Raw genomic sequence first — 25,740 nt, 5'->3', positions numbered from 1 at the left:
CCGGGTGGGGACGGCTCGGAAATCCGCGCAAGCGGCATGATCCGGACTGTGGGCTTGCGTAGCGCGCGGGGCTCGCGGAGGGACGCGTACAAGTAACGAGGGCTCGGACTGAACATGGCAAACACTCCGAAAAAGGCCAAAGACCCCACAGAAGATGCGCTTTCTGCGATCCAGGAAGCCCTGAACATCAGCGACACGGCCGCGGACACGAGCCGCAATGCCTCGGCGCGGAACGAACCGGCGCCTTCGATGGCACCGCCGATGCCGCCGATGTTCGACGAGCCGGTCTTCGAGCCGCGCCCTGCCGCGAACGAACGCAACGTGTTCGATCCGATCGAGGAACCGCGCTCGTCGCGCCGCGCCGCCAATGACGACCGCGAGACCATCGGCCAGCTGCTCCAGTCGTTGCAGACCGGACGCCCTGCCCGCAGCATCTACACGGGCGCAACCATCTTCACCGTGATCTGGCTCGCGGCCTGCGCCGCGCTGACGGTCGGCTTCCTGCCCTCGATCCAGGCCGCCATGGGCCAGAGCGGCGGCGTGCTGGCCATCGCCGGCCTCGTCACGATGTTCTTCGCGCCGATCATGCTGTTCTACTTCCTGGCGAGCCTCGTCTGGCGCGGCCAGCAAATGAGCTCGGTCGCGCAGGCGATGGCGCAGGTCGCAATCCGCTTCTCCGAACCGGAAGGCTCGGCATCCGATTCCATGGTCACCGTCGGTCAGGCCATCCGCCGCGAGGTCGCGGCGATGGGCGACGGCATCGAGCGCGCCATCGCGCGCGCCGGCGAGCTCGAGACGCTGGTTGCCAACGAGGTCGCTGCGCTCGAACGCGCCTATTCCGACAACGAAGTGCGCATCCGCGCCCTGCTCCAGGACATCGCGCACCAGCGCGACAATCTGGTCGGCCAGGCCGAGCAGGTCCGCAGTGCCATCTCCGGCGTACAGATCGATTTGCGCCACGACATCGCGCTGATCTCGGATGCGATCGCCTCGCGCGTCGATGAGGTCGCCAAGTCCATCACCGGCGCACTGGAAGAGCGCGGCGCCCACATCACCGGCGCGCTGAGCAATGCCGGCGACAACATGATCCTCGCGCTCGGCGAGCGCGGCGGCGACCTGCTCGACCGCCTCGAGGAGGCCAGCGCCGAGACCACGCGCGCGGTGCTCGACGCCAGCGAGCGGCTGACCACCAGCCTCAACTTCAAGACCGGCCACGTCCACGACGAGTTCGTCGACCTCGCCGACCGCGTCCACGAGATGCTGAACGAGCGCGTCGACCGCATCACCAGCGAGTTCGAGCAGCGTTCCGCCGCGATCGTCGACGGCATCTCCGAGCGCACCGAGCAGGTGCACGACTCCCTGAAGAATTCGTCGGACTCGCTGCTGCTCGAGCTCGAGCTGCGCTCCAACGACCTCTCCGCCAAGATCGACGACGCCGGCAACCGGCTCGCCGGCCATATCATGACGAGCGGCGACAAGGCGAGCGAAGCGCTCGACGCCACCGTCAACACGCTGGTCGCCAAGGTCGTCAGCCAGACCGAGACCGCGCACGACTCGCTGTCGCTCCAGATGAGCGCGTTCGACGAGCTGGTGAAGAACCAGGGCTCCGAGCTGGTCGAGAAGTTCGCCCGCGACTCCGGCACCCTGGGTGCCCTGATCACGCGCCACATCTCCGAGTTCGACCGCACCGTGAAGACGTTCGGCGGCGAGATCGTCGAACGCATGGGCCAGCGCACGCAGGACATCCACGAGAGCCTGAAGACCTATGTCGACAATTTCGACACCCGCTTCACCTCGCACGGTGGCCATATCACCGGCGCGCTCGACCAGCGCCTGGTGCAGTTCGAAACCACGATCGGCGAACACGTCACCAACCTCGACTCCTCGCTGAACGGCAAGATCGCTGGCCTCGACAGCACGATCGAAGGCCACATCAAGACTTTCGACGAGCAGCTCGGCGGCCGCGTCGGCGCCCTCGAACAGTCGTTCGACGCGCGCGCAAAATCCGTCACCGAGACCATCGACGGACGTCTCAACTCGCTCTCGACGTCGCTCACCGACGGTGCGACCCAGGCAATCCAGTCGATCGACTCCCGCCTCACCCACCTCACGACGTCGCTCACTGGAGGCGCATCGCGCGCGCTCGAGTCCATCGATTCACGCCTCACCGAGCTCACGACGACGCTGACCGATGGCGCCTCGCAGACGATCCAGACGATCGACACGCGGCTGACCCATCTGACCACGACGCTCACCGGCGGCGCGACGCAGGCGCTCGAATCCATCGACACCCGCCTGACCTACCTGACCACCGCGGTGACGAACGGCGCTTCGCAGGCCGTGCAGTCGATCGACACCCGCCTCACCCTGCTGACGTCGTCGCTGACGGACGGCACCGCGCAGGCGATCGACGCGGTCGACCGCCGCATCACCGGCGTCACCGAGGTGATCGACGGTCGCAGCACGCATCTGACCGACACGATCACGGCGCGCTTCCAGGACATCCACCAGGCCATCGAGACCAAGGTCGGCTCCGTCGCCAACGACATCGACGTGCGCGTGGCGCAGTTCGAGGACCTGCTCGGCTCGCGCGTCGAGGCCGTCGCCGGCCGCATCGAGAGCAGCGGACGCCAGGCCAGCGACGACCTGATGTCCCGCGCCGAGATGATCTCCACCACGATCCGCTCGCATGTCGAGGACGCCGAGCGCTCGCTCACCAACCTCGTGGTCAACACCAGCGAGACGATCCAGACCGGTGCGCGCACCGCCCAGCAGTCGCTGATGACGGTCTCCTCCGACGTCAACGCCCAGCTCAAGATGACCTCCGCCGACGTCGAACGCGCGCTGACTGCGGTCGGCACCGGTGCTGCCAACTCGATCCTGACCAGCGCCCGCGAGGCGCAATCGACCCTGGTCTCGGCCTCGGGCGACGCCTCCAACCAGATCAAGTCGCTGGCCGCCGACGTCGAACGCACGCTGTCGGCGACAGGCTCGGCCACCGCGGCCTCGATCCTGGCCGGCGCCCGCGAGGTGCAGACCACGCTCGTCACCGCCTCTTCGGACGCGGCCAACCACGTCAAGGCGCTCACCGCCGACGTGCAGCGCTCGCTCTCGATGGCCGGTTCCACCACGGCGGAATCGATCACCGCCGGCGCCCGCGATGCGCAGAGCGCCCTGCTCGCGGCCTCGGCCGAGACCGCCAACCAGATCAAGGCACTTTCGTCCGACGTGCAGCGCTCGCTCTCGATGGCGGGCACCTCGACGGCCGAGACCATCACGACGGGCGCCCGCGAAGCCCAGAGCACGCTGATCAACGCCTCCTCGGATGCGGCGAGCCAGGTCAAGTCGCTCGCGGCCGAAGTGCACCGCTCGCTCTCGCAGGTCGGCCAGAGCACCGCCGAGACGATCACGGCCAGCGCCCGCGACGCCCAGAGCACCCTTCTTGCTGTCTCCGCGGAACAAACCGGCCAGGTCCGCTCGCTGGCGGCCGAGATGCAGCGTGCGCTGGCGACCGCCGGCGGCGCCACCATCGAAGCGCTCACCAGCGGCGTGCGCGAAGCCCAGGGCACGCTGATCTCCGCCTCGACTGATGCGGCGAGCCAGATCAAGTCACTGACCACGGACATCGAGCGCACGCTGACCTCGGTCGGCGCCGACACCGCCTCGACGATCCTCAACAGCGCACGCGAGGCGCAGACCTCGCTCACCTCGACCTCGGCGGACGCCGCGAGCCAGATCCGCACGATCTCGACCGAAATCGAGCGCGCGCTGAGCACGGCCACCTCGAACGCGACCAACGACATCCAGACCAGCGCGCTCAACGCCCAGAATGCGCTGATCAACGCCTCCAACGAGGCGAGCTCGCGGGTCAAGTCGAGCTCGGCCGACGTCGAGCGTTCGGTGCTCGCCGCCAGCAGCAGCTTCGGCCAGGCCATGACCGGCAAGACCGACGAGATCGTCACCTATGTGCAGCAGCAGTCCGACCGCCTGGCGAACATGATCGACGCCAAGCGCGGCTCGCTCGTCGACGCGATCGGCTCGAAGACCAGCCAGCTCACGCTCGACATCGACCGCGTCACCTCCGACGCGTTGAAGTCGATCGAGACCCGCGGTCACGCGTTCTCGCAAACCATGATGGGCAACGGCTCCGAAGTCGCCCGCACCATCAACTCGGCGAGCGAGATGGCGACCGGTGCGGTCAACAAGTCGCTCAAGGACCTCGAGCATGCCTCTCGCGCGGCGATCGACCAGTCGCGCCAGGTCTCGATCGCGGCCGTCACCGAGATGCAGGAGACCAGCAAGATCCTGCGCACCGACACGGTCGCCCTGTTCGAGCGGCTGCGCGAAGGCAACATCCTGCTCCAGGAGGTGCTGACCGGTGCCCACGACAACCTCAACTCGCTCGAGCGGGCGCTGGTGACACGTGTCGCCGACTTCGTCTCGGCGATGAACGACGTCACCTCGCGCAATGGCGCCGCCACGCAGAACCTCGAAGACCAGCTCACCGTCTTCAATACGAAGACCACGAAGGCGCTCCAGGATCTTGGCGAGCTGTCGACCCAGTTCGACGCGCACGGCACGGCGCTCGTCGAGGCCGCGGCCGTGGTCGAAGCGAGCAACAAGAACACCACCGCTTCGCTCGCCGAACGCAAGCAGGCGCTGGAATCACTCGTCACCACCATCGACCTGCGCACGACCGATCTCGACCAGCGCCTGTCGCGCTTCACCGGCCTGCTCGATGAATCGCTGGCCGCCGCCGAAGAGCGTGCCCGCGACATCGCCCGCGTCGTCGCAGAGACCGCCGGCGCCGGCTCGGCCGCGATCACCCGCCAGTTCGAGGCGGTGCGAGTTGCGTCCGAAGAGGAGCATCGCCAGACCATCGACTCGATGCACGACATCTACCGCCAGACCACCGACGAGGCGGATGCGATGTTCAAGCAGTCGGCCGAGAAGTTCGGCAACCTCGTCTCCAGCATGAAGCAGATGGCGTTCGAGATGCACAACGAGCTCGAGGCCACCCGCAACGAGCTGCGCCGTGGCGTGCTCGAGATGCCGCAGGAGGCCGCCGAGAGCACTGCGCAGATGCGTAAGGTGATCGTCGACCAGATCGAGGCGCTCGCCGAGCTCAACCGCATCGTCGCCCAGCACGGCCGTGGCCTCGACGTCACCACGACGGGCCGTGCCACCGCGGCGCGCCAGGAAGAGCCGATGCTGGCCACTGCTGGCGGCCGCAGCACCGAGACGCGCATCCGCGAAAGCGCCAGCGCTTCGACCCTGCCGCCGCCGGACCTCGGCGTGCCCGCCGCGCGCCGCACCGAGGCGCCGCCGGTCGCACCTGGCGGCAACAACGACCAGGGCCGCGACGGCTGGCTGTCCGACTTGTTGAACCGCACGGACGCCAACCAGGCTGCTCTGACCGGACGTGAGGCCCCGCGTGGCCGCCAGGCTGCACCCGCTCCGCAGCCGCAGGCTCCGCAGGGTGGCGGCAATCCGCTGGAATCGCTGTCGCTCGACATCGGCCGGCTGATGGACCGCAACCTCGCCTCCGAGATGTGGGACCGCTACCAGCGCGGCGAGAACAAGGCCTTCACCAAGCGCCTGTACACGCCCGCCGGCCAGAAGGCCTTCGACGAGGTCGCCCGCAAGTACCGCTCCGACCGCAACTTCAAGGCGACGGTCGACCGCTACATCAGCGAGTTCGAACGCCTGCTCGACGAAATCGCCCGTGACGGCCGTGGCCCGCAGGAACTGCGCAGCCACCTGACCTCGGAGACCGGCCTGGTGTACACGCTGCTCGCACACAGCGCGGGACGGCTGGGGTGAGCAGCCCGTAGCGACAACGAATAGCGAATGAAAACGGAGGCCTCACGGCCTCCGTTTTTGTTTGGGCTCGCTATCGGGCTATCAATTCGCTGCGCGTTGGGAGATTGCGGCGCCTCTACAAGCACCGTCATTGCGAGCGAAGCGAAGCAATCCAGACTGCCTCCAAGGACACAGTCTGGTTTGCTTCGTCGCAAGAGCTCCTCGCAATGACGGAGGAGAGAGCCGTGGACGAAACGGTTATTGCCGCTTGCGCTCATTCGCGGGCGCCGGCTTCGGCGCCTCAGCCGGCGGCGGAGCGGCGGCTGGCGCGTTGTTGCTGGCGCCGAACAACACGCGGGTCGGGTTGCGGTCGAAATTGGTCACGGCGCGACTGATGTCGCCGAGGGTGCGGCGGCCATCGGTCATCAATGCGCCGGAGCGCTTGTCGAAATCGTCGGCAAGTTCGCGGATCGACTTCACGGCCAGGAACAGCTCGCCGCCGTCCTTGCCGCCGGCCAGCGTGTTGAGGCCGAGCATGAGGTTGTCGGCCTTGAGCATCACGCCGTCGACCTTGGCCATCACACCATCGATCTTCTCGGAGTTGCGGGCGAGCGAGTTGGTGAAGGTCTCGAGGTTCTTCAGCGAGTTCTTCACCGATTCCTGGTTGTCGGCGACGATCTTGTTGATGTTCTGGAGCGTGCCGCGGATCGCCTCGGTGACGTCCTGGAGCTTGTTGGGATCGGCTGTCAGCGTCGGGATGCCGTCCTCGTCGAGCGGCGGCGACGGAGCCGCCTCCTCGCCGCCCTTGAGCGAGATTGCGGCGACGCCGGTCAGGCCCTGGAATTCGAGGCCGACCAGGGTGTCCTTGCGGATCGGGGCGTTGTTCTCGATCATGGCGAGTGCGACAACCCGCCGCGGGTTATCGAGCTTCACCGAGACCACCTCGCCCACCCGGATACCGTTGAAATTGACGCTGCCGCCATTGCGCAGGCCTGATGCCGGACCCTCGAACACGACGCGCAGCGAGCTGCGCTGCTTGGTGGTGTGCAGCGACTGGAACCAGAGCACGAAGCCGATCGCCGCGGCGATGACCGCCAGCGTGAACGACCCGATCAATACGTAATTTGCGCGCGTTTCCATTAGCTACTCCGGCACCTCAGCCCATCACCGCGCGAGCGCGCTTGCCATGGAAATATTGCCTCAGCCAGGGATGCTGCGAGGCCTGCATGTCGGCGATCGACCCTGCCGCAATGATCTTGCCGTTCCCTAAAACGGCGATGCGGTCGCAAGCTGTGTAAAGGCTGTCGAGGTCGTGCGTTACCATGAAAACGGTCAGCCCCAAAGTACGCTGCAGCGTCCTGACCAGCTCGTCGAAGTCGCCGGCGCCGATCGGATCGAGGCCGGAGGTCGGTTCATCGAGGAACACGAGGTCCGGATCGAGCGACAGCGCGCGCGCGAGCGCAACGCGCTTGATCATGCCGCCGGACAGTTCCGACGGAAAGCGCTCGGCCACTTCCGGCTTGAGGCCGACCATGGTGAGCTTGGCGATGGTGATCTCGTCCATCAGCCGCTGCGAGACGCGTAAGTATTCGCGCATCGGAAACTGGATGTTCTGCCGCACCGTGAGCGAGGAGAACAGCGCGCCCTGCTGGAACAGCACGCCCCAGCGCCGCTCGACGTTGCGGCGCTGCGACGTATTGGAGGCATCGAGATCGACGCCGAACACCTCGATGCGCCCTGCGACCTTCGGCACCAGACCGATGATGGTGCGCGTCAGCACCGACTTGCCCGCACCGGAGGGACCGACGAAGCCAAGAATCTCGCCGCGCTTGACGTCGAGATTGAGGCCGTCGAGCACGCGCGTCGTGCCGAACTGCACGGTGATGTCGCGGACGCGGATGATGGGATCTTGGATCGCGTTTTGAACTTCTCGCGCCATCATCACATTCCGATCGATGCGAAGAAGATGGCGAACACGCCGTCCATCACGATGACGAAGAAGATGCCCTTCACCACCGAGGCGGTGGTGTGCTGTCCGAGCGATTCCGCGCTGCCCTGCACCGCAAGCCCTTCGACGCAGGCGACGATGCCGATCACCGCAGCCATCACCGGTGCCTTGACAATGCCGACGATGAAATGATCGATCGAGATGGCGTCGCGCAGACGTAATAGAAACGCTTCGGGATCGACGCCGCCATAGAGCCAGGCAACGAGGCCGCCGCCATAGAGCGCGGCCATGGCGCCGAGAAAGGCCAGGATCGGCAGCGCCAGCACCAGGGCCAGCATGCGCGGCAACACCAGCACCTCGATCGGGTCAAAGCCCATGGTCCGCAGCGCGTCGATCTCCTCGCGCATCTTCATTGAGCCGAGTTCGGCGGTATAGGCGCTGCCGGAGCGGCCCGCGACCATGATCGCGACCAGCAGCACGCCGATCTCGCGCAGTACCAGCACGCCGAGCATGTCGACCACGAAGATGTCGGCGCCGAACCGGCGGAAATGGAAGATGCCCTGTTGCGCGATGATGCAGCCGATCAGGAAGGTGATCAGCACCACGATCGGCACCGCGCGCCAGCAGACCTGCTCGAGATGATGCACGGTCGAGGTCAGGCGGAACGAGCGCGGGTGAATCAGCGTGCGCCCGCCCGCCGCGAGCACCGCGCCGAGCATGTCGATCAGGCCGGCAACCGTCCCGGCAACGCCGGCGACGGCACGGCCGATCTGCTCCAGCATACCGGTGATGGTGATCGTGCTGGCATCGACCACGGGCGTCGCATTGACCCGGCGCACCTCGTCCACGAGGCTCGAATAATTGGCGGAGAGACCTGCGATCTGCGCCTCGACAGCGCCTTGCGTCAGGCTGCGGCGCAGCCGCTCGATCAGCCAGGCACCGAAGGTGTCGAGCTTGGCGACTTCGGAGACGTCAATGAAGATGCTCTGCGGGCCACCGGCAAGTTTCTCCGCGTCGGCGACCATCCGCTCCAGGACCGGCGCGAAGCTCGCGGTCCAGGTTCCGGTGGCGCAGAGGGCCAGCGCGTTGCCTTTGGCAATCCGTTCGAGCTTCGGATCGCCGCTCAAGATGTCCGCTCCCGTGCCGAGGCGGAGTAAATCAGATGATTGCGCACGCGCCCTTACCTAGAAAAGGTACCCCCAACTGGCCATTGTTAGTTGCTAGAGGTAACTAGCAGGTTCAGATTTCGCCAGAGTTCAAAATGACTTCCAGCAAAGTTCCGGCACTTCGCGTGCGAATCGAGCGCTTTCCGATCGCTGGCAGCTTCACCATCAGCCGGGGCGCCAAGACCGAGGCCGTGACCGTCGTGGCCGAATTGAGCCGGAACGGGCTGACCGGCCGCGGCGAATGCGTGCCCTATCCCCGCTACGGCGAGACCCCCGAGGCGACCCTTGCGGCCATCCAGGCCATGCAGGCGGCCGTGACCGGCGGGCTCACGAGGCAGGCCCTGCAAGCCGCCATGCCGCCGGGCGCGGCCCGCAACGCGCTGGATTGCGCCCTGATCGACCTGGAGGCCAAGGCGGCGGGCATGCGAGCCTGGAACCTGCTGGACCGTCCGATCCCCGGCGAGCGCACCACGGCTTACACAATCTCGCTGGGCACGCCCGAGGCCATGGCGGCCGCGACCGCCAAGGCGGCGCACCGGCCGCTGCTCAAGATCAAGCTCGGCGGCGATGGCGATCCCGAGCGGATCGCCGCGGTGCGCAAGGCCGCTCCCGAATCGGAGCTGATCGTCGATGCCAACGAGGCCTGGACCGAGGCCAATCTGGAGCACAATCTCGCCGCCTGCGATGCGGTCGGCGCCACCCTGGTCGAGCAGCCGCTGCCGGCCGGCAAGGACGAGGCGCTGGCGCGGATCAAGCGGCCGCTTTCGGTCTGCGCCGACGAGAGCGTGCACGACCGCAACTCGCTGGCGCCCTTGCGCGAGCGCTACGACGCCGTGAACATCAAACTCGACAAGACCGGCGGCCTCACCGAGGCGCTGGCGATGGCCGACGCCGCACAGGCGCTCGGCTTCGAGATCATGATCGGTTGCATGGTCGCGACCTCGCTATCGATGGCGCCGGCAATGCTGGTGACGCCGCAGGCGCGGTTCGTCGATCTCGACGGCCCGCTGCTGCTGGCGCGCGATCGCGATCACGGACTGCGCTATGATGAGAGCCTGGTCTATCCGCCGGACTCCTCGCTCTGGGGATGAGCTTTCAGCCGGTGCCGCGCCGACCAGATCAGCAGCGCACCGGCGGCGGCCATCGCAGCCATGACGTAGTACAGGCCATCGCCGATGCGGGCGTAGATCACGCCTGATGCGATCGAGGTCGTCGCGCCCAGCAGCCCGCTGCACGCGGCATAATAGCCCTGCCCGCGCGCGATCCGATGCAGCGGCACGCGCTGCACCAGCAGATTCATCGTGCCGACGATGGTCATCCCGAAGGTGAGGCCATGGCCGAGCTGCACGATCGCGAGCAGCGCGAGCGGCGGCTCGTGCGCGGTGACGATCCAGCGCACCACGGCGCTCGCGCCGCCAATCGCCATCAGCGACGACGGATGCAGCGAGAAGCGTGGCGACAACGCGAAGACGATGATCTCGGCGATCACCCCCAGCGTCCAGAGGCCCGCGATGGTCAACCCGCCGAGACCCTGGAGCTGCCAGTTGATGGCCGAGAACGTGTAATAGGCGACGTGACTGCCCTGGATCAGCGCGGCCGAAGCGATGATGGCCCAGAATCCGGCATCGCGCAGCAGCGCTCTGTTGTTGTGCGCCTCGACAGACTTTCGCCGCGCGTCGTCCAGGGGCCGGAGCAGCAGGCTTGCGAGCACCGCGACGACAGCCCACGCGACGATGATCCAGATCAGGTCGCGCGTCGCGATGCTGTCGACGAGATAGCCGCAGGCAAGCGCGCCCGCGGCGAAGGCCGCCGAGCCCCACAGCCGCAACGGGCCGTAGTCGAGCCCGTAACGGGCGACACCGCGCAGCGCGTAGGCGTCCGTCAGCGGGGTCGTCGGCGTCCACATCATGCAAGTCAGCGCATAGATCAGGAACAGCGCCAGCGGCTGCTGTTGCAGGCCGACCGCCGCAAACCCGATCGCGGTTGCCAGCACCGAGATCATCATGCCGGCGCGAATCGCGTGTCGCTTTTCGGCAAGGGCGGTGATTTGCGGCAGCGTGGTGAAGCGCGTGATCGCCGGTAGTGCGTTGATGAGGCCGATCCATCCCGCGTCGATGCCGATCGACTTGAGCCAGAGCGGGAAGAACGGCAGATGCGTGCCCGACACTGCGAACACGGCCGAATAGAACAGCGCCAGATTCACGGCGAATCGCCGCTTCTCGGAGGCTGTGGTGGGGATTTGTGATTCGGCTGGCATCAAACCAATTGCGATTCGGTCGATATCGTGGTGATCGTTACTGTAACGCGCGGTGATTTGCGCGACGAGATTGACATGGCCAACGAAGCATTCGCCCTTTCGCCTATGTCTGCCCGCGCGGCCGAGCCGAACGAGCAGGATTACGACGCGATCCGCGAAGCCTTCATGGAGACCGCGCGCGGCCGCTGGTTCCTCGGCGAATATGCCAAGCGCAACCGCAATGCCGACACCAGCATGGTGCTCGACGCCGTCGCGAAAATCGAAGAAACCCTTGCGGCACAGCGACAACCCGTCGTCGAGGACCGCCTGCCCGAAGCACTGGTCGAGATCCGCCGCGCGATCCGCGAGGCCGAGACGATCGCGATCGCAGCCTTCGACCCCGCCGCGATCGAGGCGAGCCTTGCCGCGATCCCGCGCGGCGTGCGCATCATCAAGGAGATCTCCTGGCGCTGGCGCGAGATCGGCGCCGACGGGCGAATCTGTGATTTGATTGATTCGCAGCTCTCCTCCATCGAGGCGGCCTGCGCCCAGGTTTCGATCATCGACCCGCGCGAGGACCTCAAGGCTGCCTTCGATCTCCTGAAGGACCGGGTCGAGCAGACCGATGCGGACGGCTCGGCTGCGCCGCAAGCAGAGGCCCCTCCCTCGCCGGTGGCGGAAGCCCCGCCTGCTGAGACCATGGCGAGCGAAGCACCCGTGGCTTTTACGGAGGCGCCGCAGGAGATCGCACAGACTCCCGAGCCCGAAGCGGTCGTTGAAGCAAGTAGCGTTGCTAAAGCGATGTCTGGTGCCGAGGAAGCAATCGACATCGCGATCGAGCCGGAGATTGCTGAAAGCCACGCCGCCGTCGAAGAGAGCTTCGCTGCGGTTGAGGAAGGCGGCATCGAGCCTGCCGCCGTCGCAGAGATCACCGACGAGTTTTCGTTCGACGCCGCCGCGGAAGCCGAGGACGACGCCGTGCTCGCCGCGATCGCGATGGAGATGGCCGCGCCCGATCCGGAGTTCGACGAGATCGTCGAGCCCATGGAAATCCCTGCGGACATCCCGGAGCCAATGGCTGCGGAGGTCGCGCCACTCGCCGCCGAGGTTCCGGAGCTGGTCGCAGCGCAGCCGGCCGTGGCTCCGTACGTGGAGGAGCCAGTCATCGAGGCGCCGATCGCGATGGAGTCGCTCGCGCGCCTCACCGATGCCATTGCCGAAGCCGCCGCCGAAGTGATGGAACAACCCGCCATGGCGATGGCGCCCACGGCAACATTCGCCTCGGCCCCGACCGCGACACTCCCGATGCCGTCACCTCTGTCCGAAGCCTCGCTCGGCGCAACCATCCTGGCCAGCGGCATACTGCAAAAACCCCGCGCTGCCGCCAACGACGTACTCGCGCCGATCCGCCGCATGACACAAGCCGAGAAGATCGCGTTCTTTTCGTAAGGCGCGCTTGCCTCTCCACATCGTCGCTGCGCTCGCTCGTTCGTAGCTTCCCCTAGTTGATCACGCCCTTGCGGATCAGGAAGCAGCCATAGCCCCTGCTGTCACCGACCTGCACGACGCCGAAGCTTGCCGCGGCCGCGCGATAAAAGTCCGGCCGCGACAGCTTGCCGGGGGCGATGGAGCGGCCGACGGCGCGGTCGATCTCCGCAAGCACCGCGCGCTGCACGTCGGGTACGCGGTCGGGGTCGTCGACCGGCATCATCACGCGCACCGGATCGGGATCGAAATCGTCGAGCGGATAGAGCGTCATGATGGCGCGCACCGCGGTCTCCATGCTGATGCCCGGCAGCTGGATCAGGCGCTGCGACGACGTCGTCCGGGCGATGTGTGTCGCCGGATGATTGGCATCGACGACCACGAGGTCGTCGCCATGGCCCATCGAGGCGAGCAGCCAGAGCAGGTCGGGCGTGAGGATCGGATCGATCGATTTCAGCATGTGACGCTCACCATGGAGGGTTCCAACGTGATTCAGATCACGCATGGTACCACGGTGATCGCGATCACGGACCCTGGGCTCGAACGCGGCCAGGCTTCGGCGCAACCAATCTCGCATCGAGATTAGCGCTCGAGATTAGCCCTGGGAGCTCGCCATGTTCCGCCTGAAATCCGCCCTGATGACTGCGGGCCTGCTGGGAAGCCTGTTCGGCTTCGCCTGCGGCCCCGTTTCCGCACAAGTCGCCCCCGTCGAGCCGGCGCCCCCAACCGCGCTGCAAGGCCCAGAGCAGCGGGTGGCGCTGGTGATCGGCAATTCGAACTACCAGAACGCGCCGCAGCTTGCGAACCCCGACAATGACGCGCAGTCGATGGCGCAATTCCTGAACTCGGCCGGCTTCGAGGTGATCTCGGCGACGGATTTGACCCAGAACGACATGCTCCGCGTCGTGCAGGATTTTTCCGCCAAGGTGTCCGCGCGTGGTCCGAACACGGTCGCCATGGTCTATTACGCCGGTCACGGCGTGCAACTCGCCGGCGAGAACTATCTCGTTCCCATCGACGCCAAGGTCACGAGCCAGACTGAGCTCGTCAACAACTCGGTGCGCCTCGTCGACGTGATGTCGACGCTGGAGACGATCCCGAGCCGGATGCGCATCGTCATCCTCGATGCCTGCCGCAACAACCCGTTCCCGAATGTCAACGACGCCAGCCGCGGGCTCGCCATCGTCGATGCGCCGAACGGCTCTATCGTCGGCTACTCGACCGCGCCGGGCACTGAGGCGCTCGACGGCGTTGGCGGCCACAGCCCCTATACGCAGGCCTTCCTCAACGCTGCGCGCGAACCCAACGTGCCGATCGAGCAGCTGTTCAAGCGCGTGCGTCTCCAGGTTAACCAGACCACCAGCGGCGCGCAGGTTCCCTGGGAAAGCTCATCGCTGACCTCTGACTTCACCTTCTTCGGCGACACGGCCGTTGCCGCCAACCGTGCGCCGGTCAATACGCCGGTCGTGCAGATGGCCTCCAACCTGCCGAGCCGCTCGACCCGCCAGGCCTATGACTACGTGCTGTCCGAAGGCCGGCCCGAGTATTATCAGGAGTTCATCGCGATGTATCCGCACGACCCGCTGTGCGATCACATCCGCTGGCTGCTGTCGAACCTGCTGCTGTCGCAGGCCTGGCACCAGGCGGTGCTCGCGAATTCGCCGATCGGCTACAAGGCTTTCTATAATAACTACGGCAACAGCCCCTATGCGCAAATCGCGCTGAAGCTCGAGACGCAGCCGAAGCTGATCCCCTTGATGCAGGCGACGAAGTTCTTGGCCCCGCAGAACATTGCCCCGACCTTGAAGATCGGCAATCTCGGCCAGCCCAAATACATGCCGCTGATCCAGCAGGGCAATGGCGGCCAGCAGCTGAATGCCAACCTGCCGGTCGTGCAGAAGCCGGTCGACAGCAACGTCATCAGCAAGATCGTCACCCTGCCCGCGCCGACCAACACCACGACCAACAACGGCGGCATCGGCAAGATCGTGACGCTGCCGGTGACCAGCACCACGCCAAATGCCGGCAATACCAACAGCAACCCGGGCAAGATCGTGAGCATGCCGGTGAATGTCAGCAAGGGTGGCTCGAATGTCGACGTGAAGACTGTCGACATGAAGACGACCAACGTGCAGACGCAGAACAATCCGATCCACGTCAACAACGACGTCAAGCTCAACAACAACCCGGTGAACAAGGTGCAGGTCCAAAACAACCAGCAGAACAACCGCCCGCAGTTCAATGCGATGCCCAATGGCGGCGGCAACAACGTCCGGCAGTCGATGAACCAGTCGTCGAACATGAACAGCGGCAACAACCACCGCAGCAGCTTCATGCACTGATCGCGGTCTGAGCGCATACGACAAAGGGGCAGAGCGGCAACGCTCTGCCCCTTCTTCATGTCGGAGAATCAGGCCACCAGCTCGGCGAACAAATCGGCATCGACGTTGCCGCCGGAGAGCACGATGACCACGTTCTTGCCGGCGACGTCGAGGCGGCCGGCCAGCAGCGCGGCGAGGCCGACGGCGCCGCCGGGCTCGACCACGAGCTTGAGCTCGCGATAGGCAAACGCCACCGCCGCGCCGACTTCCTTATCCGACGCGGTGACACCGCGCGCCAATAGCTTGCTGTTGATCGCAAAGGTCATCTCGCCGGGGATCAGCGCCATCAGCGCGTCGCAGATGGTGCGGCCCGCAGGCGCATGCGGCTCGCGATGACCGGCGGTCAGCGACAGGCCGTGATCGTCGAACGCCTCGGGCTCTGCCACCACGATCTGCGCCAGCGGATAGCGTGCCTTCACCGCGGTCGCGACGCCCGCGATCAGGCCGCCGCCGGAGGCCGGCGCCACCACGATGTCGGGGCTAAGGCCGAGCGCTGCCATGTCTTCCGCGATTTCGCGGCCGGCGGTGCCCTGCCCCGCGATCACGAAGGGATCGTCATACGGCCGGACCAGCGTCGCACCGCGCTTCTCGGCGATGCCGCGCGAGATCGCCTCGCGGTCGTCGCGGTCGCGGTCGTACAGCACGACCTCGGCGCCGTAGGATTTGGTGCGCTCGCGCTTGGACAGCGGCGCGTCCGCCGGCATCACGATGGTCGCGTGCATGTCGAGGATCTTGGCCGCGGCCGCCACGCCCTGGGCGTGGTTGCCGGAGGAGAACGCGACCACGCCGCCGACGCGCTTGTCGTGCGGGATCGAGGCGACCTTGTTGAAGGCGCCGCGGAACTTGAAGGAGCCGGTGCGCTGGAGCATCTCCGGCTTCAAAAACACCTTTGTACCGACGCGCTCGTTGAGCACGGGAAAGGACAAAAGCGGGGTGCGGATGGCGAAGGGCGCGATCACGCGTGCGGCGGCATCGATATCGGCGGGGCCGATCGGAAGGGGCTGTTCGGTCATGTCAGATGTTATCGCGCGGGATACGCCGCGGGCAAGACACCTCCGCGAGAGGCTTTTTGCAGGTCAGGCGACGAACCGCGGCTGTTCCGTGCCGTTCCGGCCGGGCAGCACCGCGCCGACGGCCCGGATGCTGTCCACAAAAGCCCGCGCGGAGGCCTCCCAGGTGTAATTGGAGGCGAATTCGACGCAGGCCGGCCGCGAAATGTCGAGCGCGGCGAAGCAGGCGTTGCGCAGATCATGATCCAGCGCGCCGACCGGCGCATCGCCGATCACGTCGCGGGGCCCCTTTACCGGGAACGCCGCGACCGGCAGGCCGCTTGCCAGCGCCTCCAACAGGACCAGGCCGAAGGTGTCGGTCCTGCTCGGAAACACGAAGACATCGGCCGCCGCATAGACGTCCGCCAGCGCCTCGCCGTGCTTTTCGCCGAGGAAGATCGCGTCTGGATAGGCCTCTTCCAGCGCAATGCGCGCCGGGCCGTCGCCGACGATCACCTTGGTGCCGGGCAGGTCGAGGTCGAGGAAGGCCTCGAGATTCTTCTCCACCGCGACACGGCCGACCGAGAGGAACACCGGGGCCGGCAGGCAGAGGTCGATGGCGCGGGGATGGAACAAATGGGTATCGACGCCGCGCGGCCACAGCACGACATTGGCAAAACCGCGCTCGCTGAGCTCGCGTGCGAGCGCCGGCGTTGCCGCCATCACAGCCCGGCTGGTGCTGTGGAAACGTCGCAGCGCCCGCCAGATCAGGGATTCCGGAACGGGCACCCGGGCGCGAACATATTCGGGAAAGCGGGTGTGGAAGCTGGTCGTGAACGGCAGCTTGCGCTGGCGGCAATAGCGGCGGACCATCAGGCCAATCGGCCCCTCCGTCGCGACATGAATGCTGTCGGGCCGGGCTTCTTCGATCAGCTTCGCAATCCGGGCCGGGCGCGGCATCGCCAGCCGCACGTCGCGATAGCTCGGCATCGCAAAGGTACGAAACGATTGCGGCGTCAGGAACGTGAACTCGACACCAAACCCCTTGGCCGCGTCAGCGAGCTTGGTCAGCGTCCGAACCACACCGTTGACTTGCGGGTGCCAGGCGTCGGTCGCGACCAGGATGCGCATCAGGCCGCCCTTGCTGCCACCTGCGGGACTTCGGCCGGCTTCTGCGCCTGATCCGCCCAGGTGATGATCTCGAAACGGCCGTCGTCATGCTCGACCAGCGCGGTGCAGCTCTCCACCCAGTCGCCGCAATTCATGTAGCGGATGCCGCCCTCGTCGCGGATCACGGCGTAGTGGATGTGGCCGCAGATCACACCGTCGGCGTCGTGACGACGCGCCTCGGCGGCGAGCGCCTGCTCGAACGCGCCGATATAGTTGACGGCGTTCTTGACCTTCTGCTTGGCCCATTGCGACAGCGACCAATAGGGCACTTTGAACATGCGCCGGAAGAAGTTGACAAAGCGATTCATCTGGATCGCGAAGTCGTAGGCCTTGTCGCCGAGATGGGCGAGCCAGCGCGCGTTCTGCACCACGAGGTCGAAGATGTCGCCGTGGATGACGAGAAAGCGCTTGCCATCCACGCCGGTGTGGACGGTGTTCTCGACCACGTCGATGCCGCCGAAATGCGTGCCGTAATAGTTGCGCAGGAATTCGTCGTGATTGCCGGGGATGTAGATGACCTTGGCGCCCTTGCGCGCTTTGCGCAGAAGCTTCTGGACCAGGTCGTTGTGCGATTGCGGCCAGTGCCAGCTCGATTTCAGCGCCCAGCCATCGACGATGTCGCCGACGAGATAGATGGTGTCGGCATCGTGGTAGCGCAGGAAGTCCAGCAGAAGGTCGGCTTGCGAGCCGCGGGCTCCGAGATGGACGTCGGAGATAAACAAGGTGCGAAAGCGCCTTTCAGGGCTCTCGTCACTCACATCGTAACTTCCCATGCGACAGCCTGTAACAATGTCCCGTGACAGGGGGATGACCATTGAACCTTTGAGGCACCCTCAGATACGAATCAAACCTCGCCTCGCCCTCCCCGCGAATATCAGTCGCATGCGACAATCAGGCGACATGAGGCGGCCATGGTTGTCCGCAAAAGCCCGGGTACCGCGGCCATACTGGTTAACGGCGGGGGCCGGCGCGCAGCTCGAAGCCGCTGTCAGTAAAACTTGTGGAAATGATGGATCGGCCCGTGGCCGTGACCGACGCTGAAGCGGTCGGCAGCCGCGATCGCCGCACTGATCCAGCTCTTGGCGTTGCGCACCGCGCGCTCGAGATCATCGCCCTTGGCGAGACCCGCCGCGACCGCCGAGGACAGCGAGCAGCCGGTGCCGTGGGTATTGCGGGTGGCGACGCGGGTTGCGGCGAGCGCGATCGTGTTGTCGGCATCGACGAGATAATCGATGCTTTCGGCGCCCTCGCCGTGCCCGCCCTTGATCAGCACCGCGCGGCAGCCGAGCGCGAGCAGGCGGCGCCCCTGGCTCTCGATGTCGGCTTCACTTCGCGCGACCGGCTCGTCGAGCAGAGCGGCGGCCTCCGGCAGATTGGGCGTGATGACCGACGCCAGCGGCATCAGTTTCTGCCGCAGGGCCTCGACGGCTTCGGACGCCAGCAGACGGTCGCCGGAGGTTGCGACCATCACGGGATCGAGCACCACATGCCGCGGCGCCCAGCGCGACAGCGCGGCTGCGATGGCATCGATGCTCGCGGCCTGTGCCACCATGCCGATCTTCACCGCGCCAATTTCGAGATCGGAGAACACGGCATCGATCTGCGCGGTGACGAATTCCGCAGGCACCGCGTGAATGCCGGTGACGCCGTTGGTGTTCTGCGCCGTCAACGCCGTGATGGCGGACGCGCCGTAGACGCCGAACGCGGCAAAGGTCTTCAGGTCGGCCTGGATGCCGGCGCCGCCGCTCGAATCGGAGCCGGCGATGGTGAGCGCCACGGGCGTCGTCATCGCGGGAGACACTTGCTTGAAGAAAACACGGCCATGATCTGTCCTAGCGCGCGCCCAGCACGCCAGCAAGCCGGGCCTGCCACCGCAACCCTGGTCCGCGGCCCCGCCGATCGCGTACCGGCGAATCAGGCGAAAAGGGTCCCGCGTTGCGCTGTCGTCCCGCGAGCGTGCACATCCAGCGAAAATAAGACCTCGGCATCGCGCGGTCTTGGCGTCCCTCCGGATCAATGAAACGTTAGTGGATTCGTCAGCGACGCCACGCTACGGGCCGGCCCGGCCTGCAAGCCTCTCGGGATTGTATCATGTGGGCCTATTTCGAACGTCTCCTCGATTCGTCGATGTTTTCACCGCACGGCATCTGCCTGCTGTGGGAGCCCGAGCTGATCTGGTTCCACGTCGTCTCGGACGCCTCCATCGCGGCTGCGTATTTCTCGATCCCGTTCGCCCTCACTATTCTCGTCACCAAGCGGCGCGACCTCCAGTTCGGGTGGGTCTACTGGGCGTTCGCAATCCTCATCATGGCATGCGGCCTGACGCATGTGCTCTCGATCTACACGCTCTGGGTCCCGATCTATGGCATCGAGAGCATCGTCAAGGCGGCGACCGCGGTTGCATCGATCTCCACGGCGGCAGCGCTCTGGCTGCTGTTGCCGAAAATCCTGACCATCCCCGCCCCGTTCGAGCTTCAAAAGGTCCAGGCCGCGCTCGAAGAGGAGGAAATCAAGAGCCGGGATGCGACGCTGCTGCTCCGGCAGGTTGGGGACGCCCAGCGCGCGATGCGCGAGAGCATGACGCGCCTCACCGCCGTCGTCGAGACCGCGGTCGACGGCGTCATCCTGTTCGATGCGCAAGCCCGCATTCTTCTGTTCAATCCCGCCTGCGAACGGTTGTTCGGCTATCGCGCCGAGGAGGTCATGAATCATGACGTCGGCATGCTGATGTCCGACGTGGAGAGGCCCTCATCCACGGGTCATGCGCGGCGTTTCTCCACCGGGGAAACCGCCGGCCTGTGCAAGGACGGCTCGACCTTTCCGATGAATCTGTCGGTGGGCCAGGCGTGGCAGGACGGCGAGCTGATCTACGTCGGAATCGTCCACGACCTGACTACGCGCAAGCTGACCGAGCAGCAGCTTCAGCAGGCGCAGAAGATGGAGACGGTCGGCCAGCTCTCCGGCGGCATCGCTCATGACTTCAACAATCTCCTGACCGTGATCATCGGCAACGCCGAGCTTCTCAGCGAGCAGCTCAAGACGCGGCCCGATCTGCGGCAATTCGCCGACGACATCTGCGAGTCCGGCGAACGCGGCGCGGAGCTGACGCAGCGGCTGCTCGCATTCAGCCGCCGCCAGCTGCTCCGGCCGCAGACGATCGATTGCCGCGAGCTGATCGTATCCATGCTCAAACTGTTCAAGCGCACCTTGCGCGAGAATATCGAGATCAACACCGCGTTCGGGCCCGGCACGATCAAGGCCTTCGCGGACCGCACCCAGCTCGAATCCGCTGTGCTGAACCTTGCGCTGAATGCGCAGGACGCCATGCCATCAGGAGGACATCTGACGCTGAGCACGGAACTCGCCGCGATCGACGAGGATTATCGCAACCTGCACCCCGAAGTCGTGTCCGGCAGCTACGCCCTGATCTCCGTCACCGATGACGGCGAAGGCATGACGCCTGAGGTGATCGAGCACGCCTTCGAACCGTTCTTCACCACCAAGGATGTCGGCAAGGGCTCCGGTCTCGGGCTCAGCATGATCTATGGCTTCGCAAAACAGTCCGACGGCCATGTCTCGATCTATAGCGAACAGGGCCTGGGGACGACGGTCCGGATCTACCTGCCACGCACCGGCGCCGGGCAATCCCTCACTGATTTGGTGGAGAGCGAGGAGGCCGCACCACGCGGTCACGAAACGATCCTGATCGCGGAGGACGATCCGTTCGTGCGCTCCTCGGTCATCCTCAGGGTGGAAGCGCTCGGCTATCGCGTTGTCGCGGCCGTCAACGGCAAGGAGGCCCTGCAGCGGCTGCGCGCCGATCCCGGCATCGCCATGCTGTTCACCGACATCGTCATGCCGGGCGGCATAAGCGGCTGGGAGCTCGCCGAGCAGGCCCGGCGGATTCGCCCCGGCCTCCCGGTGCTGTTCACCTCCGGCTACGCGCTGGAGACCCTGGTCGAGCAGGGCCGGGCGCAAGCGCAGGCGGTCGTCCTGACAAAACCCTATCGCAACGCCGAACTGGCGCAGCGGCTCAGGGACGCCTTTGCCGCGGCAACTGTGACCTCCTGAGCGCAGGCCAGCATCTGGCGGCCGGCCAGCCCGCTTGCTAAATCGGGCTGGTTTTGGCCTATTAGCCGCCAGCTATGCCTTCGGAGTGACTGCAATGGTTCCCTTTTTCGTCCAGATCAAATGCAAGCTCGGCCAGTCCTATACGGTCGCCAACGCGCTCGCCGAAGCCGAGATCGCCTCCGAGATCTACTCCACGGCCGGCCATTACGACCTGCTGGTGAAATTCTACGTCGACAACGACACCGACATCGGCCATTTCATCAACGAGAAGGTGCAGATCCTGCCAGGTATCCAGGACACCCTCACCATCATCACCTTCAAGGCGTTCGGCGCGAGCTAGCTATCCTGAATTGGCGCAATTGGCGCGGTTCTCGCAGCCGGCGGCCTTTGTTAGCGTTGGGTCTTTGGAATTGAAGTGAGCACTGAGCAAGTCATGGCCCTCACGACTTCGGTGCCGCTGCTGATCAGCCAGCAGTTTGATAGTGAAGTGCTGTTGGCCAACCATCAGAATGGCGTCTACTACAACCTCGACGGCAGCGCCGCGCAGGTCTGGCTCGGCCTTCGGAAGCTTTGATACGCGGGCCATCTCAGGAACGCGTCACCCTCATCAGACGGGAAGATGTCGAAACGACCAACCGCAATTGCGCGAAGCTTCGACACTCCATTGTGACGCAATTCCAATTCCTAACCAGCACCTGAGGAAGGGGCGCAATCACGGCGTGTCAAATGGAAACGGCCGGCCTCAGCCGCCACCCGCCTTGCGCTTTGGCGGCGTCGGCCCGTCCACGGGCGGCAGCGACTTCAGATAGGCGGCCATCGCAGCGCGATCCTCAGGCTTCAACTGCGCCAGGTTCTTGATCACCGGCCGCATCGAGCCTGAGGCAGTGTCGCCCTCCGGCATGTCGCCGGTTTCGAGAAAGTCGGCGATGTCCTTCTCACTCCACGCACCGATGCCCTTCTGCGTGATGTTCGGCACCCAGCCCTCGCCTTCCAGATTGGGACCGCCGGCGAAGCGCTGCGAGGTGATGAGGCCGCCGAGAAAATTGCGCGGGCTGTGGCATTCGGCGCAATGGCCAAAACCGTTCACGAGATAGGCGCCGCGATTCCATTGCGCCGAGCGCTTTGCATCCGGCACGAACGGCCTGACATCCATGAACAGCAATTTCCAGATGGCGACATTGCGGCGGATATTGAAAGGAAACGGCAGATCGTGATCACGCACCCGGCCGGACACGGGCGGCAGCGTCTTCAGATAGGCGAAGAGATCGCGGACGTCCTCGACCTTCGCAAGGTGGTAGGAGGTGTAGGGAAACGCCGGAAAATAATTGCTGCCTTCGGGAGAAATGCCGCGCATCACGGCGTTGACAAAATCGGCCTCGCTCCAGCGGCCGATGCCGTCGGTGAGATCCGGGGAGATATTCGGTGCATAGAACGTCCCGAACGGCGAGCCGAGCGACAGGCCGCCACCGAGCCGCAGGCGATCGGGCTGGTTGGGCAGGGCATGGCAGGACGAGCAGCCGCCGGCGTTGAACAGCTCCTGCCCATTGGCGAGATCCGGCCCCCGCGTGGGCGCCGGCAATGCCAATGCGGACGGCGCGGTCAGCCACCAATAAAAGCAGAAAGCTGCTGCTGCGGCGACCAGCATGGCCAAAATTGTTCGTCGCAGCATTGAGGATCCCATCGAGCTCTGGCGAATTTACGGACCATCCCGTTTCCGCTCCAGCCACGAATAATTTAGATGGTTTGATCAGAATGCGGGAATAAAGTCGGAACCGCACTGTTTGCAAATTGACTGCAATCAGATGTCAACAGGGAGAGACCCATGAACAAAGCGCTTTTCGCCACGCTGGCCCTCGGAGCCGCCGTCGCATTCGCAGGCTCGGCCAGCGCGGAGAAACTGAAGGCGACGCTGGACGGCAAGTCCGAAGTCCCCGCCACCACCAGCAGCGGCACCGGCACGGCCGATCTCGACTATGACGCCGCCACCAAGAAGCTCTCCTGGAAGGTGAGCTATTCCGGCCTCTCCGGCCCCGCCACCGCCGCCCATTTCCACGGCCCCGCCGAGACCGGCAAGAACGCCGGCGTCGCGGTTCCGATCGCGGGCATCGCCAACAGCCCGGCCGAGGGCTCGGCCACGCTGACCGACGCGCAGGCCTCCGATCTCCTCGGCGGCAAGCTCTACGTCAACATTCACACCGCGGCCAACCCGGGCGGCGAGATCCGCGGTCAGGTGACGAAGTAAACCAAAGCTGCTTCGTTACGGAAAGGCCGGGCGCAGAGGGGGCGGCCGGCCTTTTCGATTCCGGCCGAGGTCGAACCTCTCAGGCGCGACGCTTCCGCACGGCGACCTGGTGGCTTCTAAGGATCACCTCGGCATCGTCGTGCCAGGCAAGGAAGGCGTCGGCGGCCGGCGCGGCACGCCTTCGCGCAGCAGGCGCCAGGAAGCGAGGCAATCGATCATCACGTCGTCGCGCTGATGGCTACCGTCGACAGATTCGAACATTGCGTTCTCTTCGCGCAGGATGCCGAGCGCCTTGATCGAGGGGCCCACGATCTTGCGCAGCCGCATGCCATGGGCGGCAAGGTTGAGGTCGAACCGCCCGGCATCGTCATCGCGGAACAGATCGACGCAGGTGAGATGCGCGATGAGAGTTGGGACCTTGGCTGCACGAGGGCAACGACCATTGTGCCGTCGATCTGACGCTTTATGATCGCCTCCAGAGCAAAGGGGCGCAACATGACCACTCCCAACGAGAATTATCCCGCCTTCTCCGACAAATTATCGCACCAAGGGGCCTGCCGGAAACCTGGTCACACATCATTGCACATTCTGGCGGGCGTTGTCGTTGCCGCAGCGCTTCTTTCATTCTCCGAACCGGCCGTCGCGCAAACCGACATCGAAAAGCAGGCTCAATGCGAGCTGTCCGCGATCCGCGATACCAGATCGCCTCTTGCCATCCAGTACATCCGATCGGCCTGCAACTGGCTGTGGTCAACGGCGACTCCTTGTTGAACGAGTCCAGCAAGGGCTATTACGTTTGTCTCGTGCGGCAGCTCTCGGGCGCCCAGGCCAACGAGGCTGCCGCGGCAATCATCTCGGCATGTCGCACGTCCAATCCGCTTTGAGCAGTACCTAAGCCGCACTCAATGCCTGCGTGAGATCTGCGATCAGGTCCGAGGGGTGTTCGATACCGATCGACAGCCGGATCGTGGAATCCAGAACGCCGATTTTCTGGCGAATGTCGGCCGGAACGCCGGAATGGGTCATCGTCGCCGGCAGGCTCGCCAGCGACTCCGTTCCGCCAAGGCTCACCGCGAGCTTGAATATCTGGAGCGCGTTGAGGAACCTCACCGCTGCCGCCTTGCCGCCGACGATGTCGAACGAGAACGTCGATCCCGCACCCAGGCATTGCCGCGCAAACACTTGGCCGGCCGGTGATGCTTCTTCGTGATGACCGAGATAGTGGACCTTGGCGACCTTGTCATGGTCGCGCAGATAGTCCGCCACAAGGCGCGCGTTGCTGTCGGCCTTCTCCATGCGCAGGCTCAGGGTCTCGAGCGAGCGGTTGATCATCCAGCAGGAATGCGGATCGAGCTGGGTGCCGATGGCGCCGCGCAGCGCCTTGATGCTCTTCATGATCGCCTTGGTGCCGAGGGCTGCGCCCGCGATCAGGTCGGAATGACCGCCGACATATTTGGTCAGCGAGTACAGCGAAATATCCGCGCCATGCTCGATCGGCCGCTGAAACACCGGACCGAGCAGCGTATTGTCGCAGGCGATGATCGGCGTGTGGCCCTGGGCCTTTCCGATGGTCTCCGCGACGCGGCGCATCAACGCAACGTCGACCAGGCCGTTGGTCGGGTTGGCCGGGGTCTCGATCAGGATCATCGCAACCCGGCCCTTGCGCATGGCCTCCTCCGCGGCCTGGCCGACCACCGCTTCGTCAATGCCATCGGCAAAGCCGACCGCGCCGATCGCAAGACGCGAAAGCGTGTTCGTCAACAGGGTTTCCGTCCCGCCATAGAGCGGCTGAGAGTGCAGGATGACATCGCCAGGGCGAATGAAAGCCAGGATCGTGGTCGCGATCGCCGCCATGCCGGATGAGAACAGGACGCAGCTCTCGGTGCGCTCATAGATGGCGAGCCTGTCCTCGACGATTTCGCTGTTGGGATGGTTGAACCGCGAATAGACCAGGCCCGCGCCCATGCCTTCCGGCGGCTCGCGACGGCCGGCGACGAAATCGAAAAAATCCTGCCCGTCATCGGCCGTCTTGAACACGAAGGTCGAGGTCAGGAACACCGGCGGCTTGATGGCGCCTTCCGACAATTGCGGATCATAGCCATAGGTCAGCATCAGCGTTTCCGGATGCAGCATATGGTTGCCGATATGGGTTTTCGACGGGAACGGTTTGACCATGGCCTGCCTCGCTGTTGACTGGGATCCGCGCCGTGCGTTGGAACTCCTGATGTCGTGAGGCATCAACGCCGCAGC

The 25,740-nt window shown here is 65.3% G+C and carries 22 protein-coding genes; 10 read left to right on the top strand and 12 right to left on the bottom strand.

Annotation, left to right across the window (positions count from 1 at the left end; genetic code table 11):
- Positions 1-114: 114 nt before the first annotated feature.
- The gene (locus tag ACPPVR_RS14465) at positions 115-5,823 is read left to right on the top strand and encodes a negative regulator of septation ring formation (RefSeq protein ID WP_426614863.1); all 5,709 of its coding nucleotides are present in this window, start codon (positions 115-117) and stop codon (positions 5,821-5,823) included.
- A gap of 237 nt (positions 5,824-6,060) precedes the next feature.
- Here ACPPVR_RS14465 and ACPPVR_RS14460 read toward each other — a convergent pair whose 3' ends face one another.
- Genes ACPPVR_RS14460 through ACPPVR_RS14450 form a run of 3 tightly spaced genes read right to left on the bottom strand, consistent with a single transcriptional unit; the run spans position 6,061 to position 8,877 of the window.
- Positions 6,061-6,942 carry an MlaD family protein gene (locus ACPPVR_RS14460; protein ID WP_426614862.1) on the bottom strand — a complete coding sequence of 294 codons (882 nt, stop codon included), beginning with the start codon at positions 6,940-6,942 and terminating at the stop codon, positions 6,061-6,063.
- Positions 6,943-6,958: 16 nt separating this feature from the next.
- Positions 6,959-7,741 (bottom strand): ABC transporter ATP-binding protein, encoded by a 783-nt coding sequence (locus tag ACPPVR_RS14455; protein ID WP_426614861.1) that lies wholly within the window; start codon positions 7,739-7,741, stop codon positions 6,959-6,961.
- A gap of 2 nt (positions 7,742-7,743) precedes the next feature.
- Positions 7,744-8,877, bottom strand: a complete 1,134-nt coding sequence (locus ACPPVR_RS14450) for an MlaE family ABC transporter permease (RefSeq protein ID WP_426614860.1) — start codon at positions 8,875-8,877, stop codon at positions 7,744-7,746.
- Between the two features lie 134 nt (positions 8,878-9,011).
- Here ACPPVR_RS14450 and dgcA point away from each other — a divergent pair, with 134 nt between their 5' ends.
- The gene (dgcA, locus tag ACPPVR_RS14445; RefSeq protein WP_426614859.1) at positions 9,012-10,007 is read left to right on the top strand and encodes an N-acetyl-D-Glu racemase DgcA; all 996 of its coding nucleotides are present in this window, start codon (positions 9,012-9,014) and stop codon (positions 10,005-10,007) included.
- On the opposite strand, the gene ACPPVR_RS14440 is transcribed toward dgcA, so the two are convergent.
- Positions 9,977-11,173, bottom strand: a complete 1,197-nt coding sequence (locus tag ACPPVR_RS14440; protein WP_426614858.1) for an MFS transporter — start codon at positions 11,171-11,173, stop codon at positions 9,977-9,979. The two genes, dgcA and ACPPVR_RS14440, sit on opposite strands and share 31 nt — an antisense overlap.
- Positions 11,174-11,248: 75 nt before the next feature.
- On the opposite strand from ACPPVR_RS14440, the gene ACPPVR_RS14435 reads away from it, so the two are divergent.
- The gene (locus ACPPVR_RS14435; protein WP_426614857.1) at positions 11,249-12,601 is read left to right on the top strand and encodes a hypothetical protein; all 1,353 of its coding nucleotides are present in this window, start codon (positions 11,249-11,251) and stop codon (positions 12,599-12,601) included.
- Positions 12,602-12,653: 52 nt separating this feature from the next.
- On the opposite strand, the gene ACPPVR_RS14430 is transcribed toward ACPPVR_RS14435, so the two are convergent.
- A complete protein-coding gene (locus tag ACPPVR_RS14430; protein WP_426614856.1) occupies positions 12,654-13,097 on the bottom strand; it encodes an RbsD/FucU family protein in 444 nt (147 codons plus the stop codon).
- Positions 13,098-13,251: 154 nt separating this feature from the next.
- On the opposite strand from ACPPVR_RS14430, the gene ACPPVR_RS14425 reads away from it, so the two are divergent.
- The gene (locus tag ACPPVR_RS14425) at positions 13,252-14,979 is read left to right on the top strand and encodes a caspase family protein (protein WP_426614855.1); all 1,728 of its coding nucleotides are present in this window, start codon (positions 13,252-13,254) and stop codon (positions 14,977-14,979) included.
- 68 nt (positions 14,980-15,047) lie between these two features.
- Here the strand turns inward: ACPPVR_RS14425 and ACPPVR_RS14420 are convergent, their stop codons facing one another.
- The 4 genes from ACPPVR_RS14420 to thiD all read right to left on the bottom strand — a co-directional run bounded on the left by ACPPVR_RS14420 (position 15,048) and on the right by thiD (position 18,966).
- Positions 15,048-16,031, bottom strand: a complete 984-nt coding sequence (locus ACPPVR_RS14420) for a threonine/serine dehydratase (RefSeq protein ID WP_426614854.1) — start codon at positions 16,029-16,031, stop codon at positions 15,048-15,050.
- A 63-nt stretch (positions 16,032-16,094) separates the two neighbouring features.
- Positions 16,095-17,138 carry a glycosyltransferase family 4 protein gene (locus ACPPVR_RS14415; RefSeq protein WP_426614853.1) on the bottom strand — a complete coding sequence of 348 codons (1,044 nt, stop codon included), beginning with the start codon at positions 17,136-17,138 and terminating at the stop codon, positions 16,095-16,097.
- On the bottom strand, positions 17,138-17,950 hold the full coding sequence (locus ACPPVR_RS14410) for a UDP-2,3-diacylglucosamine diphosphatase (protein WP_426614852.1): 813 nt from the start codon (positions 17,948-17,950) through the stop codon (positions 17,138-17,140). Before ACPPVR_RS14410 ends, ACPPVR_RS14415 begins: the two co-directional genes overlap by 1 nt.
- A gap of 215 nt (positions 17,951-18,165) precedes the next feature.
- Entirely contained in the window at positions 18,166-18,966 is an 801-nt protein-coding gene (gene thiD / locus ACPPVR_RS14405) for a bifunctional hydroxymethylpyrimidine kinase/phosphomethylpyrimidine kinase (RefSeq protein WP_426614851.1), read from the bottom strand.
- Positions 18,967-19,268: 302 nt separating this feature from the next.
- Between thiD and ACPPVR_RS14400 the strand changes: the two genes are divergently transcribed.
- The 3 genes from ACPPVR_RS14400 (at position 19,269) to ACPPVR_RS14390 (ending at position 21,822) form a co-directional block, all read left to right on the top strand.
- A complete protein-coding gene (locus tag ACPPVR_RS14400) occupies positions 19,269-21,248 on the top strand; it encodes a PAS domain S-box protein (RefSeq protein ID WP_426614850.1) in 1,980 nt (659 codons plus the stop codon).
- A gap of 94 nt (positions 21,249-21,342) precedes the next feature.
- On the top strand, positions 21,343-21,588 hold the full coding sequence (locus ACPPVR_RS14395; RefSeq protein ID WP_426614849.1) for an Lrp/AsnC ligand binding domain-containing protein: 246 nt from the start codon (positions 21,343-21,345) through the stop codon (positions 21,586-21,588).
- Positions 21,589-21,681: 93 nt separating this feature from the next.
- Entirely contained in the window at positions 21,682-21,822 is a 141-nt protein-coding gene (locus ACPPVR_RS14390) for a hypothetical protein (RefSeq protein ID WP_426614848.1), read from the top strand.
- A 168-nt stretch (positions 21,823-21,990) separates the two neighbouring features.
- Here the strand turns inward: ACPPVR_RS14390 and ACPPVR_RS14385 are convergent, their stop codons facing one another.
- A complete protein-coding gene (locus tag ACPPVR_RS14385; RefSeq protein ID WP_426614847.1) occupies positions 21,991-22,917 on the bottom strand; it encodes a c-type cytochrome in 927 nt (308 codons plus the stop codon).
- 153 nt (positions 22,918-23,070) lie between these two features.
- Between ACPPVR_RS14385 and ACPPVR_RS14380 the strand changes: the two genes are divergently transcribed.
- Positions 23,071-23,490 carry a CHRD domain-containing protein gene (locus tag ACPPVR_RS14380; protein WP_426614846.1) on the top strand — a complete coding sequence of 140 codons (420 nt, stop codon included), beginning with the start codon at positions 23,071-23,073 and terminating at the stop codon, positions 23,488-23,490.
- Between the two features lie 123 nt (positions 23,491-23,613).
- On the opposite strand, the gene ACPPVR_RS14375 is transcribed toward ACPPVR_RS14380, so the two are convergent.
- Positions 23,614-23,817 (bottom strand): hypothetical protein, encoded by a 204-nt coding sequence (locus ACPPVR_RS14375; RefSeq protein WP_426614845.1) that lies wholly within the window; start codon positions 23,815-23,817, stop codon positions 23,614-23,616.
- Between the two features lie 3 nt (positions 23,818-23,820).
- On the opposite strand from ACPPVR_RS14375, the gene ACPPVR_RS14370 reads away from it, so the two are divergent.
- Both ACPPVR_RS14370 and ACPPVR_RS14365 read left to right on the top strand, forming a co-directional pair.
- Complete coding sequence (locus ACPPVR_RS14370) at positions 23,821-23,949, top strand: hypothetical protein (protein ID WP_426614844.1); 129 nt, start codon at positions 23,821-23,823, stop codon at positions 23,947-23,949.
- Positions 23,950-23,985: 36 nt separating this feature from the next.
- Complete coding sequence (locus ACPPVR_RS14365; RefSeq protein ID WP_426614843.1) at positions 23,986-24,261, top strand: hypothetical protein; 276 nt, start codon at positions 23,986-23,988, stop codon at positions 24,259-24,261.
- Positions 24,262-24,381: 120 nt separating this feature from the next.
- Here the strand turns inward: ACPPVR_RS14365 and ACPPVR_RS14360 are convergent, their stop codons facing one another.
- Positions 24,382-25,665 carry a cystathionine gamma-synthase family protein gene (locus tag ACPPVR_RS14360; RefSeq protein ID WP_426614842.1) on the bottom strand — a complete coding sequence of 428 codons (1,284 nt, stop codon included), beginning with the start codon at positions 25,663-25,665 and terminating at the stop codon, positions 24,382-24,384.
- Positions 25,666-25,740: the final 75 nt, after the last annotated feature.

Origin of the sequence: Bradyrhizobium sp. McL0616, assembly GCF_049993385.1 — a bacterium.
Taxonomy (GTDB): Bacteria; Pseudomonadota; Alphaproteobacteria; order Rhizobiales; family Xanthobacteraceae; genus Bradyrhizobium.
This window is presented reverse-complemented; position numbering and strand designations above follow the sequence as displayed.